The sequence below is a fragment of the Rahnella sp. AN3-3W3 genome, from assembly GCF_003263545.1.
Lineage (GTDB): Bacteria > Pseudomonadota > Gammaproteobacteria > Enterobacterales > Enterobacteriaceae > Rahnella > Rahnella variigena.
Window position 1 is genome coordinate 101,491 of sequence record NZ_JYDG01000045.1, and the last position, 18,989, is coordinate 120,479.

The 18,989-nt window shown below is 57.5% G+C and carries 5 protein-coding genes; 2 read left to right on the forward strand and 3 right to left on the reverse strand.

The features are described from left to right. Positions 1–14: 14 nt before the first annotated feature. From recD to recC, 3 genes are read right to left on the reverse strand one after another with little or no spacing between them, the layout of a single operon-like run. Positions 15–2,066, reverse strand: a complete 2,052-nt coding sequence (recD, locus tag UC15_RS13715; RefSeq protein ID WP_112288960.1) for an exodeoxyribonuclease V subunit alpha — start codon at positions 2,064–2,066, stop codon at positions 15–17. After that, a complete protein-coding gene (gene recB / locus UC15_RS13720) occupies positions 2,063–5,776 on the reverse strand; it encodes an exodeoxyribonuclease V subunit beta (RefSeq protein ID WP_112288961.1) in 3,714 nt (1,237 codons plus the stop codon). The genes recD and recB overlap by 4 nt, the downstream gene beginning before the upstream one ends. Then, the gene (gene recC / locus UC15_RS13725; protein ID WP_112288962.1) at positions 5,773–9,234 is read right to left on the reverse strand and encodes an exodeoxyribonuclease V subunit gamma; all 3,462 of its coding nucleotides are present in this window, start codon (positions 9,232–9,234) and stop codon (positions 5,773–5,775) included. Before recC ends, recB begins: the two co-directional genes overlap by 4 nt. 346 nt (positions 9,235–9,580) lie before the next feature. Here recC and UC15_RS13730 point away from each other — a divergent pair, with 346 nt between their 5' ends. Both UC15_RS13730 and UC15_RS13735 read left to right on the forward strand, forming a co-directional pair. After that, complete coding sequence (locus UC15_RS13730; RefSeq protein WP_112288963.1) at positions 9,581–11,239, forward strand: ShlB/FhaC/HecB family hemolysin secretion/activation protein; 1,659 nt, start codon at positions 9,581–9,583, stop codon at positions 11,237–11,239. A 21-nt stretch (positions 11,240–11,260) separates the two neighbouring features. Continuing rightward, the coding region (locus UC15_RS13735; RefSeq protein WP_112288964.1) for a hemagglutinin repeat-containing protein at positions 11,261–18,989 on the forward strand (7,729 nt) is incomplete at its 3' end.

Genomic DNA, 18,989 nt, shown 5'->3' on the forward strand with positions numbered 1-18,989 from the left:
TCTTCTGCAAAGCCTTACTCGCTTTCGATCAATCCGCTGGCACGTAACACCCGCCGCTTCACGGCCTCCGGCAATACCGCATTCACGCCTCCGGCACATCCCAGACTGAACCAGTGACGCGCACGTGTAATGCCGGTGTAGATCAGCTCGCGGGTTAAAATCGGGCTCAGATTTTCCGGCAGAAGCAACGCGGTGTGGGTGAATTCCGATCCCTGCGATTTATGCACTGTCATAGCAAACACCGTTTCCACCGCCTGCAAACGCCCCGGCATGACCCAGCGGATATCCTGCGTACCGTCTCCGGCCAGAAACGCCACCCGCAGCACCGGCACGACAGAACCGTCTGCCAGCCGTTGCGGAATTTCCAGCGTGATGCCGATGTCGCCATTCATCAGGCGCTGGCTGTAATCGTTACGGGTCACCAGCACCGGACGTCCCGGATACCAGCCGATCGAAGCTTTGAGCAATCCTTCTTTATACAAAATTTCAGCGATGCGCTTATTAAGTCCTTCCACGCCCCAGCGCCCGCCACGTAAGGCACACAGCAACTGGAACTGACTGTAGGCCAGCAGCACTTTGGTCGCCCAGCGGTTGAAGGCTTCCGGCGGTTCGTTGTCCGCAGGCCGCTCCCTGATCATCACATTGAGATAATGCTGATAACCGACCGGCGGCTCGGTGCCTTCGCGTTTTGCCGCCGCAGGAAACAGTGCTGCGCTGCCCTTAACCACCCAGTTGCGCAGTTCGCTGTCATCGTCAGCGCTTAACGTCAGTTGTGCGAGATCGGCATATCCGTGTTTCCAGACCTGTCTCAGCGCGCTAACGTCCCCGTCGTTGACCGTTTCCGCCAGCTGACCGATGCCGCTCTGTGCATCAAAACGGTAACTGTGGCGCAGCATGACGACCGCCTGATCCATCGCTGTGCCTTGCGGATCCACCAGCGTATCCGGGATCTGCTCACCGGTCGCACTTTGCAGCCAGTCGCGGGTTTGCGGCAGATAATGTCCGCCCGCCGCACGCTGACATAATTCACTCAGCAATGCGCCCGCTTCTACCGACGCCAGCTGATCTTTATCACCGAGCAGGATCAGGCGCGCATGATCTGGCAATGCCGCCAGCAGTGCCGCCATCATTTCCAGATCGACCATCGATGCTTCGTCTACCACCAGCACATCCAGCATCAGCGGATTTCCCGGATGATGGCGGAAATGGCGGGTATCCGGGCGGCTGCCCAGCAAACGGTGCAGCGTGACCACTTCCGTATTAATACTCTCACGCACATCATTGGCGTTACCGAGCCCGCTGAGATCCAGCTTAGAGACCGCACCGGCAATCGACTCATTCAGACGCGCCGCCGCCTTACCGGTTGGTGCGGCAAGGCGGATACGCAGCGGCTGGCCGGTATCCTCCAGCGCCAGTGTTTGCAACAGCGCCAGCAGACGCACCACCGTCGTGGTTTTCCCGGTGCCCGGTCCGCCGGTAATGATGCTGAACGCGTTGACCGCCGCCAGCGCACAGGCCAGTTTCTGCCAGTTAACGGTGGCAGAATTCACCGCCGGGAATAATGCCGTCAGGGGTGCCTGTAAGGTTTGCGCCGGTAACGTGTGCAGGGCACTGCGGGTCAGACGCTGTTCTATCGCTGCGCGCACATTCTGTTCGTACTGCCAGTAACGGCGCAGATACAGGCGCTGCCCGCTCAGCACCAGCGGAGAATTTCCCTCACCGTGCCCGACCAGTGTCGGGTGCGCCAACGCCGCCAGCCATTCCTGCAAACTCAGGTCGTCCAGCACTGCCGCAGGGCGGATCACCGCGCCGTCAGCGTGATCGCCTTCCGGTGGCAGCGAGAGTGAAAATGCGCTGTCGTCGAGCGTGGCCTGCAAATCCAGACACACATGCCCGCGCCCCAGCTGATAGCTGGTCAGTGCGGTCGCCAGCAATAACAACGGATGCGCCTCCGGTGCTTCTTTTGCCAGAAACGTCACCAGTGCGCGATCCAGTTCCCGCAGCCAGCCACATTCCACCCAGCTCGCCAGCAGTTGCGCAAGCGCTTCACGGCTGTTGATTTTCATGCGTGTTCCTCCGTGCCGCTGAACAGAGCGTCGAGTTGTTCCATTAAGGCTTTATCCGGTCGCTGAACGCAGACGCCGTTACCCGGCGCGTGGCTGCCGCGCAGGAATAAATAGACTGCGCCGCCGATATGCCGGTCGTAATCGTAATCCGGTATGCGGGATTTCAGCAGGCGATGCAGCGCAAACAGATACAGTGAGAACTGCAAGTCATAGCGGTGATCGCGCATGGACTGCGTCATATTTTCCTGGTCGTAGCCGCTGGCGTCATCACCGAGCCAGTTGGATTTGTAATCCAGCACGTAATAACGCCCGTCATGTTCGAACACCAGATCGATAAAGCCTTTCAGCATACCGTTGAGGTCTTCCGCCAGTAACGGCGCACGCTCCGCACCGTCCAGCGTATATTGCTGAACCAGCGTGTCGAGACGTCGTGTCGGCACCTTTGTCAGCGAGAACCAGAACTCCATTTCAACCTGATACGGCGGCAGTTTTGCCAGCGTAAACGTATTGCCTCCCGGCAGCGGTAAAGGCTGCGTCAGCATCGCGGTCAGCCAGCCAGTCAGCGGCACAATCCACTTTTCCCAGCCACGCGTATTGCAACGTCGCGCAACCTGATCGGCAATCCTTTCCGGGTCTGCCGCCAGCGCCGCAAACCCTTCGTCACCCGCCCATTCCAGCAAACCGTGCAGGAAATTACCCGGTGCAGGCCCGCGCGGGAAGTCATACAAATTCTCGCCGGTCATAGGCTGCGACAGTTCATGCAGCGGATCCTTCACTGGCTCCTTCGCACTGTTTTGCGTTTTCTGATCTTCCAGATAACTGTCCTGCGCGGCGCTTTCGATTTCTCTCTGCGGCTCGCGGTTCAGGGTCTCCGGCATGATATACGTGCCTGCCGGCGCAATTTGCAGACCGGAGAAACTCGACACCCACCAGCGCGGCCCTTTATGCAGACGCAGCGGCGGACGCGGCCCGAGTTCCGGTAATGTCTGCTGGCTGCGATACACCGCGCCGTCAGATACCGGCAACGGCCAAGCGCGAATATGCGCCGTTTCCAGTGCCTGCAAACTGGCAGGAAGCGCCTCTGCATCCATCGTCTCGCCGCCGTTAAAAAGGTCACTGAAAAATAAATAACCGGGTGCGCTCTTTTCAAACTCTTTCAGCGGGGCCATGCCCAGCCACAGCGCGTAACGCGAACGGGTCAGCGCCACGTAAAACTTACGCAGGTCTTCTCCCAGACGCTCGCGGTCAGCCAGCACCAGTTGCTCATCAGATGCACTCAGTGCCACTTCCAGCTCACCTTCAGGCGTATGCCATTTCAGCGGTGAATCCTGCTTTTTCACGGCGCGGAATGCACAGGCAAAGGGCAGGAATACCAGCGGATATTCCAGACCTTTGGATTTATGCACGGTAACCACTTTCACCAGATCCGCATCGCTTTCGAGACGCAGTTTGCGGGCATCGCCGCCCTGATGTTCGTCCTGACATTGCTCCGCCAGATAACGGATCAGCGCATGTTCACCATCGAGCTGCACGCTGGCCTGTTGCAGCAGTTCAGAAAGATGCAGCAAATCAGTCAGCGCGCGTTCGTCACCGCGCCCGAGCAGACGGCGCGGCACGTCGAATTCCCACATCAGTCGGCGCAGCATCGGCAGAATGCCCTGTTTGCGCCAGCAGGTACGCAATGCCTGAAACTGCTGAACGTAGCGTTCCCACTCGTTTTCATCCTGATTCAGCCGGTCCAGCGCTTCCCAGCTCAGGTTCAGCGAAGGCGTCCCGAGAGCCGCGCGCAGCAGACGATCGTTTTCCGGCGCGGCACAGGCCGCCAGCCAGTACTGTAATTCGCCTGCCTGCGCACTTTCAAAAATCGATTCTTTGTCAGAAAGATACACGCTGCGCACGCCACTTTTCGACAGCGCGAGGCGTATCGCCGCCGCTTCACGGCCGGTATTCACCAGCACCGCGATATCCCCCGGCATCACCGGTTTTAATATTTCACCAGGCTGACCGAAACCGGCGGAACCCTGCTGGCCAAGGCGCAGCAACTGGACGATTTTCGCCGCACAGCCTTCTGCCATCAGCTGAACGTATTGCGTTTTAGGCAGCGTTTCCGTCTGATTTTCGGGATACCACAATGTCAGCGCAGTGGCTTCGGCATCGTCAATGACCAGCGTGTCGGCTCGTCCTTTGGCTGCTACCGGCAGGAACGGCACCTGATTTTCATCACCCTGACGGAAAAGGAAAGCGCCCTCGCCGGCGCGGCGGTTTTCGGCTAATTCGAACACTTCATTAACTGCCGCTACCATGGCGCGGGTGGAACGGAAGTTGGTCGCCAGTGTGTAGTGGCGCCCGCCGGTATCGCGGCGGGCGCGCAGATAGGTATAAATGTCCGCACCACGGAAGGCGTAAATCGCCTGTTTCGGATCGCCGATCAGGATCAGTCCCTGCTCCGGCACGTTTTCTGCCACACCGTAGACGGTATCAAAAATGCGGTATTGCAGCGGATCGGTGTCCTGGAATTCGTCGATCATCGCCACCGGAAATTGCGTGCGAATGATCTCCGCCAGCCGCGCACCGTTGTCGCTGCGCAGGGCAGAATCCAGACGGGTCAGTAAATCGTTGAAGCCCATTTGCGCGCGTTTCTGCTGCTCGAGGTCAAAACGATTTTTTATCCAGCGGCAGGCATGTTGCAGCAAACCGCTGCGCGCATCCGGCAAACTTTCAAGGCGGGATTTCAGGGTTTCCATCGCGGTCAGCGCCGGATGCGCTGGCGGTTCGCCCTGCTTCCACGCATCTTTTAATCCCGCATGAGTCAGACGATCCCAGCCTTTGCCTAAATCAGGTTTAACGTCATCTGTGGTTGCCCAGGTGTACAGCTTTTCCAGCCACGGATTGAAAAATCGCGCCTGAATTTTTTTGCCATCGACCACTTTCGCCGCCACTGCGCCTTCCAGCAGGGTGCGCAGTTCCTGCGTCCATTGCGGCCAGTCTTGTTTCAGCGCGGCCAGTTCAGCCGCTTTCTGGTTGTTCACCGTTTCGACCACGTCGGCTGGCGTCTGCTCTGAGCCGAGCTCTTCAGCGTATTCCAGCAACGGCATCACGCTGCGGTGTAAATCTTCCGGCGCACGCCACCAGCCACGCAGCGTGCGGATTTCCTGCTCACTCAGCGGAAAATAGAAACTGCGCCAGTAATCGCGCACCACGTTCATCAGCAGTTCGGTCTGATCGGTTTCCAGCGTCTGGGTAAACAGGCTGTCGCTGTCGAACGCGTGCTCGCCGAGCATACGGTTACACCAGCCGTGAATGGTGGAAACGGCGGATTCATCCATCCATTCCGCCGCCAGTTGCAGCTTACGGGCACAACCCGGCCATTGCTCCGGTGAATATTCCTCGCGCAAATTTTGCAAAAATTCGTCGCTGTCTTTTTCCGCTTCAGGATTACCTAAAAAATACCCCGCCGCTTGCGACAAGCGCGCACGGATACGGTCACGCAGCTCTTTGGTCGCCGCATCGGTGAAGGTCACCACCAGAATTTCCGGCGGCGTCAGCGGACGGCTGAAAGCATTATCCCCGCCGTGCCCGAGCACCAGCCGCACATACAGCGCGGCGATGGTAAAGGTTTTGCCGGTACCGGCGCTGGCTTCAATCAGGCGGCTGCCTGTCAGCGGAAAACTCAGCACGTTCAGGGTGGATGGCAACGTCTGCTCCGTCATTCCTTCGCTCCTTTTTTGCTGCGTGCCAGGTGATTTCTCAGCGGTGCCAGCAGGGTATCGGCGAGACGGGCAAATTCACCGTCCGACCAGAGTGCGGCGAAATCCGGCCACGCGCGGGCCAGATAGGCGTTACTGTCACGCTCACCAAATTTCATGTTCGCCGGGTCATGATTTTCATAATTGTCGCGGGCGGCAAACCAGGCATCGCTGTCGGGTGCGCTGTGCTCCGTGCCCTCTTTTTTCAGCCAGACAAACCCGGTTTTCACTGCCAGCGGCAACGGACGCAGCTGACCCGCTTTCCACGTTTCAATCAGCGTTTCCCATAAATTGCGCGCCTGTTCAATATCCAGCGGCGGCAATTCAGCCGTGCCGTTTTTACTGACAATCACGGTGTGCATCGGCTTTCCGTCGAGATGCCCCGCGATATGCGCGACCCAGTAAGGCAGCAGCCGGTCGAAGCGGTAACTGCGCTCCTTCGTCATGATGCCGATACTTTCCAGCACCACGCGCGCACGGTCGCCCGCCGCATTTGCCCGCAGTTCACTCAGCCAGCCGGAGAACATCACGCCGCCGGTGTCATCTTCCAGCGCCTCATTTGCCAGCGGTTGCGGCCAGTTATCGAGCACCTGCTGATAACTGGCAAACAAGGTGTCCATCGGCTCGGCCAGATCTTCACTCAGCACCGCAGCAAATTCCCCCGGTGCCAGCTCGCCGCGCCGCTCAATGCGTTCGAGTTGCTGACGTAATACGTCCTGACGCGAAACACCCGCTTCCAGCGCCCATTTCTGCGCGCGGATCAGTTCGTCCTGCAAGCGCCAGTTTTCCAGCGCATTAATGTCGAACGGCTCCTGATCTTCACTGCCGGGATCTTCCAGTTCGAAATAGATATTCAGCCGCTGACGGAAGAAACTGCGCACCGGATCCGACAGAAAATCCGACAACTGACGCAGCGTCAGCGCACCTTCCTGTTCCACCGGTTGCAGCGGTTGTGCGGCCACGGACGCAGCTTCCGCTTCCAGTCCGGCACGCCATTCGTGGGCATAGCTGAACAACGAACTTTCCTGACTGAAATAGTCGCGGTTGAACGGTTGCAGGCGATGCTCTACGGTCAGCGCATGCAGCAAATCTTCGCCGTTTTCGGCTTTCCAGCCTGCCGCCAGATGATCACGCAACTGCGCCACCAGCACGGACGGCGGGCGTTCGGTGTTGTCATGAATGCTGCGGCCTACCCAGCTGATATGTAAGCGTTCACGCGCTGAAAGCAGCGCTTCGAGGAACAGATAGCGGTCATCTTCACGACGCGAACGGTCGCCGGGGCGGTAATCGCGCCCCATCAGATCGAAATCCATCGGCACGCGGTTACGCGGATAATCACCGTCGTTCATCCCCAGCAGATAGACGTGGCGGAAAGGAATGGCACGCATTGGCATCAGCGTGGCGAAGGTCACCGCGCCGCCGAAAAACGGTTGTGTCAGGCCGGACTGGTCAAACTGCGCCAGCCAGTGATCGCGCACCACCGACAGCGGCAGTTCGGCCTGCAGATCGACGCTCTCGCAGGCTTCCAGCCAGGTTTCCAGCTCGCCATGCAGACGCACTAAAATAAAGCCGTCTTCTCCGTCATCTTCGGCAAAGTATTGAGAAAGAATAGTACGCAGGCGCTCGCCCCATACCTGCGGTGCGGCAGGCTCCCGCAACTGACGCCAGGTGTCATCAAGGCAGTTCAGCAGATGCGACAGCGGACCGATCAGCGCCGCATCCAGTCCGCCGATTTCATCCAGCGGCTCGATGTTTTCCCAGGCTTCGCCACTGCCTACCGCGTAACCCAGCAGCATACGTTGCAGGCCAAAGAACCAGCTGTTCTGTTCCGGCGATAACGGCAGTTCAAGGCTCTGACGCTGTTCCGCATGCAGCCCCCAGCGCACATTGGCGGCGCGGATCCAGCGGTGCAGCAGCGGGAGTTGTTCTTCCTCAATGCCGAAACGCTGACGCACAGACGGTACGTCGAGTAAATCCAGCAAATCGCTGACCGCAAAACGCGACTGCGGCAGTTCCAGCAGGCTTTCCAGCGCACCGAGTAACGAATTGTTCTGGCGCGGTCCCTGATCGGCAACGGTGAACGGGATGTAGCGCGGATCGCTGCGCTCCGTCAGGCCGAATACCGCCTGAATGTGCGGTGCATAGCCGTTAATATCCGGCACCATCACGATGATATCGCGGGCTTTCAGCGTCGGATCTGCCGCCAGCGCCGCCAGCAGACGGTCGTGCAGCACTTCCACTTCACGCTGGGCGCTGTGGGTAATATAAAAACGCAGGGAATCGTCATGCTGAACATCTGCCGGAGGCCATTCATCGATCGTTTCAGCCAGCGGGCGCAGCTGCAAAATATCTTCCTGCAGCTGATGCAACAGGGTATCGGTACCGTTCGACGTAAAGAGATCGATGCGCGGGATCACCGGCGCCAGCTGCGAGGCATAGGATTCGTGGTTGTCATATTCATTGAGCAGACCGATATAGTCGCGCCCCTGCTTGCCCCACGCCGCCAGCAGCGGATGGGCATGCTGATGGAGTTCATCTTCGGCCATCACCTGCGGCATGCCGGGCTTACGCAACTGGCGTTTGCGTTCCGCACGCAGCAGATCCTTATCGGCGATGATATCGCTCCAGTCGTGCTCGCACGGGTTATGCACGCACATGAAGATGTGTGTCCAGCGGCCCAGCACTGCCAGCACTTCAAGAGATTGTTGCGGTAACGAGGAGATGCCAAACACCACCAGCCGCGCGGGTAAACCGGCCGGACGCTGGTCTTCAGGAAGGGTTTGCGCGTGTTGCAGGAACCGCTGATGCAGCGCCGCACGGCTGGTGTTGCGCTCGTTTTCAGGCACATCCGCCAGCAGCGCACGCCACAGTTGCGGCTGCCACAGCAGGTTTTCCGGCAACGGCTCGCTGCCTGTGCGGCTGGTGCGCAGCACGTCCAGCCCGTTGCCCCAGTCTTCCAGCCAGTCAGCGCGGTAAACCTGATACTGGTCGAATAAATCCGCCAGACGTTGTGAAAGCTGATGCAGCTTGCGCATATCGCCGTCATCTTTTAAGAAACGGGCCAGCGGCGCAAACACCGGTTCGGCAAGCAGTTCGGGCAACAGGCGGATCAGGCGCCAGGTCAGCAGCGGACGGTCGAACGGCGACGATTCCGGCACCTGTTCTTTGCCGAGCACCGCACGGTAAACCTGCCAGAAAAAGCGCGCCGGTAGTTTGATATCCAGCGCCGCCGCAATGCCGCAACCGCCTTCTGCCACATCGCGCGCCAGCGCCAGTTTCAGCCACTGATTGATGCCGTTGCTCTGCACCAGAATCACTTCGTTTTCCAGCGGTGAAAGCGGATGCGCCGCCATCCACGAGACCAGCACGTCCCTCAGCGCTTCTGAGTGATTTCCGTGTAATACCATCAAACCTGAATTCACGCCCGCATCCCTTGTTATCGCCTGTCAGGGTTGAGATTTTGCGTTGATTTGGAAAGGATTGAAAGGACAGAAAAGAAAAGAGGCAGGGCCAGAAGACATCCTCATCCCGCCGGAGAGTTAACTTTGTTTTTCGGTTATCAGATCTTTTTATTCAATCGTTTAATTAAGCATTTCCATAAAATACTAAGAATACTAATGATTTTCTATTTATCTGAAATAAAAATCCGCGTTTTAGAAATATTAAGAAATGAGGTTTTGTGTAATGAAACGTAAACTGATATAAAGACGGCATCAGGCCTTTGACGCATAACTAAAACTAATTGATTCGTAAATAAGGACATTTACAATGAATATTAAAGCCCTCTGCTGGGCTATCGTTCTGGCAACCTTTCCGGTGCATGCCGCTTTGCTCAGTCCGGCAGACAGGGACAATATTGAGCAACAACAAAGAGATCGCCTGCAACAACAGCAAATGCAGCGTGATGAGCTGGAAAGAAGCCAGACGCTCTCTTTACCCGCCCCCGCCCCGGTTAACGCTGACGAAAAACCGTGCTTTACTATTTCCACCATAAATATTACTCAAGCCAATCATTTATCTTCCAGCACTCAAGAAAAGTTAACGAAACCTTTAATTGGAAAGTGTTTAGGCATTAAGAGAATTACCCAGCTCGTGCAGGAAATATCTGATACCTATATCGAACGCGGTTATATCACCAGCCGTGCTTTTCTTCCCGAGCAGGATCTCTCACGGGGAGAGCTGAATATTACCGTGATGGAAGGCAAGCTTCAGGATATTCAATTAGATAAACACAGCGAACGTATTTTGGTGATGGCTTTCCCTGGCCTTAAAGGCAAAATCCTCAATCTGCGCGATATCGAACAGGGCATGGAACAGATCAACCGGTTGCGCCAGACACCGGTCCAGATAGAGATCCTTCCGGCTGAACAACCGGGTTACTCCATTGTGAATTTAACCGCCACGCCGGAGTTTCCACTCAGCCTGGGTGTGGGATTCGATAACAGCGGGCAAAAAAGCACCGGCACCGGCCAGATGAACGGCTCGCTGATCGCCAGTAATGTGCTCGGACTGGCAGATCAGTGGTTTGTCAGCGGCGCGAAAAGCAGCGATTTCTCCAGCAGCCACGACGCCCGCAGCGTGCAGGCTGGCATGAGCGTGCCTTATGGCTACTGGCTGATGAATTACAGTTACAGCTACAGCGATTATCTCAGCACGGTGAATTCTCAGGGCTTCGGCTGGCGGTCAACCGGCGATTCCCAAACCCATCGCGTCAATCTTTCGCGCGTCGTATTTCGAAACAGCGATATCAAAACCGGCGTATCTGTCGGGATCAGCAACAATATGGCGCGTAACTATCTCAATGATGCTCCGCTGGCCAGCAGCAGCCGCAAGCTCAGCAATGTCAGCGTGGGCATCAACCATAGCCAGAAACTGTGGGGCGGATTGTCCACGCTGAACCCGACATTCAGCCGCGGCGTGCCCTGGTTAGGCGCGGAAGACGATCAGCATAAACCTGACGATGCGCCCAAAGCAGAGTTCTCCAAATGGTCACTGTCCGGCAGTTACTACAAGCCGGTCAGCCAGAAAGTCACCTTCCTTTCCAGCGTTTACGGTCAGTGGACCGGCGACCGTCTTTACGGCAACGAACGCCTGACGATTGGCGGCGAAAGCTCGGTGCGTGGCTTCAAAGAGCAATACCTTTCCGGTGATAACGGCGGTTACTGGCGCAACGAACTCAACACGGCGCTGTTCAGTATGCCTTTGCTGGGCGCAGTCAGCGCGGTGGCTGCCGTGGATGGCGGATATCTGCATCATGACAATCACGACGTTAACGCGGCAGGCACGCTGTGGGGCGGCGCGGTAGGACTCAGCAGCAGCGCCGGTCATCTCTCCAGCCAGTTTACCGTCGGCTGGCCCCTGCGTTACCCCGGCGACTTAGCGCCTGACCGCGTCACGGTGTATTACCACCTGAATGTCGTGCTGTAATTTCTGATAAGGATATCGAAAATGGAAAAGAATACGTTACCGCCGGTCGCTGTCTGGCGTCGTCTGATGAGTTACACCCTGATGACCTTTCTCGCCATTCAGCCGGTGATGCCTGCCGTGGCGGCAGGTGTGCAGGTGGCAAACGGCGCAACGCAGGTCGATCAGGCCGGAAACGGCGTGCCGGTGGTTAACATCGCGACACCGAATCAGGCGGGCGTATCCCATAACCAGTATCAGAATTTCAACGTCGGCACCGAAGGCTTAATCCTCAATAACGGCACAGACCGGCTGACCCAAAGCCAGCTCGGCGGCCTGATCCAGAACAACCCTAATCTGAAGGCCGGGCAGGAAGCCAAAGCCATCATTAACGAAGTCACGTCGGCAAACCGTTCACAACTGAACGGATATATGGAAGTGGCGGGGAAAGGCGCCAGCGTGATGGTTGCCAACCCTTACGGCATCACCTGTAACGGCTGCGGATTTATCAATACGCCGAATGCCACCCTGACCACCGGTAAACCGGTACTGGGTGCTGACGGCAAGCTGCAATCCCTGGAAGTCACGCAAGGCGCGATCACCGTTGAAGGCAAAGGGCTGGACGCCAGCCAGAGTGGCTATTTCTCTCTGATTTCCCGCGCAACAGAAATCAATGCGCAACTTAATGCGCAGGATCTGACCGTGATCGCAGGAGCCAACCGCGTTGACGCCAGCGGCAAGGTCACGCCGTTAGCGGGCAAAGGCGACGCACCGCGTGTCGCCATCGACACCGGCGCGCTGGGCGGCATGTATGCCAACCGCATTAAACTGGTTTCAAGCGATAAAGGCGTCGGCGTCAATCTCAGCAATATCAATGCGCGTCAGGGCGATATGCAGCTTGACGCCAATGGCAGGCTGACACTCAGCAACAGCGCGACGGCAGGTTCGCTCGCTGCCAATGCGCAGGACATTCAGCTCAGCGGAAAGCATCAGGCGCAGTCCCTCGCGATGAACAGCCAGGGCGAAATGCAGCTGCAAAACGCCACCATCACCAGCAACGAGAATCTCACCCTGACCAGCAGTGGTCAGTTGCAGGCAAGTGGCAGCCAGATAACCTCTGGTCAAACGGTGAAAATGCAAAGCGCCCGGTTAACGGCGGATAACAGTACGCATATCGATGCACAGCGTGATGTGGAGCTGACCAGCAACGGCGACCTTGCCTTGCAGGGTAACCTGACTGCCGGGCAGGATGTCCGGCTCACGGGTAATAAGCTGAGTAATCAGGGAAATATTACCGCCAGCCGCAACACCGCCCTTCGCGCTACCACGCTGGAAAATAACGGAAAAATTCAGTCTCAGGGCGATTTTACTCTGGAATTGAGCACCCTGAATAATTCCGGACAGTTGCTGTCAGGCGGGTCGCTGGCGATAAACGCACAAACGGCTGCGCTCAGCGGGATGGTCAGCGCAGGAGAAGATCTCACGTTTACCGGTTCGTCCCTGAGCCTGAACGCTGACGGGCAGTTGCTTGCGGGACATGATCTGGGGCTGACGTTCAGTCAGTTTTCTCTGGCCGGTACCGCCAAAGGAAACAATCTGGTCTCCCTTCAGGGCGATCGTTTTACCGGTTCACAGAACAGTTCACTGACCAGCGACGGCGGGTTGTCGCTTCATCTGTCCGATGCACAAATTGACGGCCAGCTGGCCTCACTCGGTACGCTGACACTCAACGCAGACCGGCTGGTGACCGGCACGCAGGCGCAATTGCAGTCGCAACAGGACATGACCTTAACGCTGAAAGAATCGGCTGATTTGCAGGGGACCCAGGTCGCCGCGGACAATCTGGCGGTTCAGGCCGTTACGCTTAATCATAAGGGACAAACGGCGGCACAACATGCCAGCCTGCGCGCGGAAAACCTGAGTAACGGCGGCAACGTGTCGGCTGAGACGTTGCGTCTGAGCACGGATTCACTCATCAACAGCGGGATCCTTCAGGGCAACAGCGCCATGCAACTGGATGTCGCCTCGCTGAATAACCTGAGCAGCGGCCAGATTGTCACCGGTGGCGCGCTCGATCTTACTCTGCCACAACTCAATAATGCCGGTTTGCTGCTGGCGGACAGCTTCTCCCTGATCTCAGATTCACTCAATAACACCGGCACAATTCAGGGCTCTTCCCTGCTGGATATCCATGCCGACACGCTCGGCAATGCGGCGTCGGGTCGTCTGCTGAGCGGCGCAGATCTGAGGCTCAGCGCGACGCAACTGGGCAACGCCGGCATCATTCAGGGTGAAAACGCCCGTCTCTTCGCCACAGATTTTACCAACAGTGGCAGCGTGCTGGGGCAGCAATCACTTGAGGCCACGGTCAGCCATCAGCTTGATAATACCGGCAAACTGATGAGCCATGGCGCGATGGAAATCAGCGCAGAAACGCTGGAAAACAGCGGTTCCCTGCTCAGTGAAGGCAACCTCGCGCTGAACGGTAACCGGCTGACCAACAGCGGCACCGTGCAGGCCAGCCAGCTTAATATCCAGCAAACGCAGGTGGATAACCGTGGTGCGCTGACTGGTCTTAATACGCTGGCGATGACGTTGTTGCAGGATCTCAGTAACAGTCAGCAAGGCGCATTGCTCTCTCAGGGCGACCTGTCGGTTTCTGCGCAATCCGTCGTCAATGACGGTATCTGGCAGGGGCAGAATATTTTGCTCAGCGGCCAGCAGCTCACCAACAACGGCACGATTCAAAGCGCCGATGCGCTGACACTCGCGCTCACGCAGAACTTCATCAGTGGTAAAAACAGCAAACTGACTGCCAGCGGAACGGCGGCACTTCAGGCACTGGCGCTGACCAATCAGGGGCAGTGGATCGCCAAAAACCTGAGCATTTCCGGTAATACGCTGAATAATGAAGGCGAAATCTCCGGCGTGGACGGACTGACTCTCACGCTGCAAAACGCACTGACTCAGCAATCCTCCGGCAAACTGCAAAGTAACGGCAGCACAGAGATTACCGCCAGCCACCTTGATAACGCAGGACAACTGCAAACCCGCGCGCTGACACTGAATACTGCCCGTCTTGATAACAGCGGCACCCTGCAGGCGCGGGAATCAATGGATCTGACCCTGACCGGCGATGCACAAAACCATGCCGGTGGTGTGATCCTCAGCGACGGCACACTGAATCTTAACGCTACGACGTTTAACAACGACGGCATCGCGCAGGGCACGACGCGCGCCACCTTTGAGCTCTCGCAGGGCATCAGTAATCAGGGACGTTTGTTGTCCGGCGGCCAGTTAAGCCTTGATGCCCCTGACTTCCTCAACACCGGCTGGCTGCAAAGTGACAGCCTTAGCCTGAATATCACAAATACGCTGACCAACCGCGGCACGCTGATTGCCCAAAATCAGGCCACGCTCGGCGGGAATGCGCTGGAAAACAGCGGAACGGTTCAGGCAGGTGCGCTGACGCTTGATCAGGCCAGCGTGAATAACACCGGTACGTTGTTTGCCGCGCAAATGCTCAACCTGACGACACAGACGCTCGCCAACGCCAGCACTGCGAAAATTTTCAGTGCAGGCGATATCACGCTGAACAGCCGCACGCTGGCGCAAAACGGCCAGATTGTGGCGCTGGGGAATGTCACGCTGACGTTGCTGGAAGCATTAACCCAAAACGGCACAGTGGCGGCAGGAAAGGCATTAAACGTCGGCACGTCAGGTGATTTCATTCAAAACGGCACGATGCAGGGGCAAAGCCTCTTACTGACCAGCGGGGCTAACTTCAGCAATCAGGGAACCCTGACGGGCGGTGACGGCACCTTCAGCATCCGTGCAGGAAACATCCGGCAGAATGCCAGCGGCAGCCTGCAATCTGGCGGTGATGTCAGCCTTGAAAGCCGCGCAGATATCGCCAACAGCGGGTTTATCGGCACCGCCGGGAACCTGCTTCTGAGCGCCACCGGCACACTGACCAACAGCGCCCTGCTCTATTCCGCGCTCGACATGACACTTTTGGCTGACCGGATCAGTAATATTCAGGGCGACATTCTGGCAGGAAACAACCTGTGGATGATGAAAGATGCCGCAGGGAATGCCAGCAGTGAAACGGTCAACAGCTCCGGGACCATCGAAACAACCCATGGCGATATCTCGATTTACACCGGCCATCTGCTCAATGAACGCAACGGACTGAGTTTCTCCCATGACACTCATCAGTATGTCCCGGCGGGTCAGGCCTATATTGACGTTTCACTGAAAGACATTGATCCCGCTTTACTGACCTACGATAAAGAAACCCTTTGCGGTGGCGGCGTCAACGACCACTGTACGACCCGCTATTTTGTACTGATCAGCCCGCAACTAGAGGATAAAAAAGTCCTCATCAGCGATGAAACATGGACGGCAACGGCGGGAGGTAATGCGGCCAGGATTGCAGCAGGCCGTGATCTCACCGTGCAGGCCAGTACGCTGGACAATAATGCCAGCAGCCTGCTCTCGGGCGGTAACATGACGCTGTCGGGCGACCGGCTGAACAACAATTCTGTCGACACCGGCACCGTCTCGGCCTACCAGATTTATCATTACAACTGTGCAAAAGCCGCCGGTTGCCGTGAGTCTGTGAGCGCGACGGAATATGCCACTCAGAAGGCATCATCAACTACCGTTCGTTTTGACCTGACCGGCGCACCGGTTTATGAAACCAGCAGCGATGCCGCCGCTTACCGCGCGGTGATCCAGGCCGGTGGCAACCTGACCGCTACCTTTGCCAGCGATATCAGCAACACTTCATCCTCTGCCCATGCCGGCAGCATCAGCCATGAACTTTCTGCCCCTGCGCTGAATTCCCTCAGCGCACCGGCTGAATTCGCCGGTGCATCGTCGCAGGATCTGGCCAGCGCCTCACAGGAAGAGATCACCGCCCCGCAATGGCGTGACAGTATTGCCGATGCCCTGCAAACCCTGAACGGCGGCACGACGCTCAACAGCGGCGATTACCCGCTGCCCACCAGCAACAGCGGCTATTTCGTGGTGAGTACCGACCCGCAAAGTCCGTATCTCATTATCACCAACCCGAAACTGGACGGACTCGGACAACTGGATAACAGCCTGTTCAACGAAATCTATGCGATGCAGGGAATGAAAGCGCCGGTCGCGCCACGTGAAACCGGCCGCCAGTACACGGAAGAATCCTCGTTTATCGGCTCAGCCTATTTCCTCGACCGCCTGAATCTGCACCCTGATTACGACTACCGTTTCCTCGGGGATGCGGCATTCGATACCCGCTACGTCAGCAACGCGCTGATTAACACCACCGGCAGCCGCTACATCAACGGATTTGGCTCCGATCTGGCGCAGATGCAATATCTGATGGATAACGCTGCCCTCGCGCAACAGTCACTCGGTTTATCCTTTGGCGTGGCGCTGACCGCGGCACAAGTGGCCTCACTGGATAAAAGTATTTTGTGGTGGGAAAACAGCGTGGTGAACGGCCAGAATGTGCTGATCCCCAAACTGTACCTTTCCCCGAAAGACGTCGCACCGGCCACCGGCAGCGTGATCGCCGGTAACAACATTCAGCTGGCGGGCGGCACGGTCACCAACAGCGGTTCGACGATGCAGGCCAGCTCCGGTCTTTACGTTTCGGGTCAGAGCACTATTGATAACCTCGATGCCGGGCTGATGAAAGCGGGTGGCGATCTCAGCCTGTTCGCGCTCGGCGACATCAGTAACATCGGCTCGACCATCAGCGGTCAGAGCGTTTCGCTGGTCAGCTTCGACGGCAACCTGATCAACAAGACACTGACCAATCAGTGGAACGCTGCGGGTAAATCCGGCATCGATACCCTCGCCCTCTCAGACACCCAGACCGGCGATATGGCCTCGATCACGGCGGGCGATGCCCTGTCGATGTACGCCGGTAAAAATATCGATATCACCGGTGCACACCTCAGCGCTGGCAGCGATCTTGCCATGCAGGCGCTGGGCGATATCAATATCAGCGCCAACCAGACCCGAGAGCTTGACCAGCGCAGTTCACGCGGACAGAACACCCTGACGGAGAGTACCGACACGCAGGCCAGCAGCATTTCCGCCGGTGGCAGCCTCGCCATGCAGGCCGGTCATGACCTGAACATCAGCGCCAGTCAGATTGCCGCAGATGGCGATGCCACGCTCAAAGCCGGCAACGACATTAACCTGCAAACGCAGGAACAGAGCGCCCGCAGCAAAACCAGCAACAGCGAACAACGCCTCAGCCTGGTAGATAACACCACGCTTAACGCAGGTGGAGATTTAACGCTGGTGGCCGGTCGTGATCTTAATTCGCAGGCAGCCAGCATCAGTGCAGGCGACAACGCCACATTAGCGGCCGGACGTGACGTTAATCTGAACGCCGAAGCCATCAGCAGCTACAGCGAATCTCACGGCAAGAAAAAACAGCAGATCGATGAGCAAATCCGTCAGCAAGGCACCGGACTGACCAGCGGCGGCGACACCCGCATTCAGGCCGGTCAGGACGTGACCTTCAATGGCGCACAAGTCGATGCCACAGGCGATCTGGCTGTTACCGCCGGGCGTGACATCACCCTTAACAGCGTCACGGAAAGCGATTATTCCTTCTTCGAGCAGACGAAAACCTCGGGCGGTATTTTCTCAAAAACCACCACACACACCGTGCGCGAAGATTACGCGACTCACGAGAAAGGTACTCAGCTCGGTGGCGACAATGTTTCGATGATGGCCGGTCACGACCTGAACGTTAATGGTTCCAGCGTCATCGGCGACAGCAATGTCAGCCTGCTGGCGGGCAACGACATCAACGTTCTGGCGTCCACCGAAGAACAATCCGCCTACCGTCTGGATGAGAAGAAAAAAAGCGGCCTGTTCAGCGGCGGCGGACTGGGCTTCACCCTCGGTACCACCGAAACCCGCCACCGCGTCAACGAAGACGGCACCACACAAAGCCAGAGCGCAAGCTCGATTGGCAGCCTCGGCGGCGACGTCAGCCTGATGGCGGGCAACAACGTCCACGTCAGCGGCTCGGACGTGATCTCCACTCAGGACATGCTGATCAGCGGTAAAAGCGTGCAGATTGACCCCGGTCAGGACGCCCTGCACCGCAAAGAGACCTTCGAACAAAAAACCACCGGCCTGAACATCGCCCTGTCGGGTACCGCCGGTGCAGCCGCTAACAGCGGCTATACCGCCGCACAAAGTGCCAGTGATGACAGCAGCGGCCGGATGGCAGCACTTGATGGCATCAAAGCCGGACTGAACGGCTATCAGGCATATCAGGGTACCCAGCTCGACGGCAACAACAGCGGGGAAAATAGCTTTATCGGCATCTCGGCCTCCATCAGCCATCAGGAAAGCCGGTCCGAGCAAATAACCGATCAACGCGCTGCCACCGGTTCGTCGGTGATGGCTGGCGGCAGCGCCACGATCGAAGCACGCGAGGGTGACCTCAACGTTATCGGCAGCAAAATCAAAGCTGACGGTGATCTGAGCTTGTCCGCTGCCGACGACATCAATCTGCTGGCGGCAGATAACACCCAAAAAACTACCGGCAAAAACAGCAGCGCCGGCGGCGATATCGGCATCAGTTTCGGGGTCAGCGGTGAAAAAGCCGGGCTGAGCATTTTCGCCGACGTCAACGCTGCCGCAGGCAAAAACCACGGCGACGGCACCACCTGGACGAATTCCGAAATCGGCGCAGGCAACAACCTGAACATCAATGCCGGTAACGATCTGAGCATCAGGGGCGCACAGGTTT

What these genes read in the sequence shown, in the direction of transcription:
- UC15_RS13730 (WP_112288963.1), top strand. Translation starts at nt 9,581, where the DNA reads ATGAATATTAAAGCCCTCTGCTGGGCTATCGTTCTGGCAACCTTTCCG.
- recB (WP_112288961.1), bottom strand. Translation starts at nt 5,776, where the DNA reads ATGACGGAGCAGACGTTGCCATCCACCCTGAACGTGCTGAGTTTTCCG.
- recD (WP_112288960.1), bottom strand. Translation starts at nt 2,066, where the DNA reads ATGAAAATCAACAGCCGTGAAGCGCTTGCGCAACTGCTGGCGAGCTGG.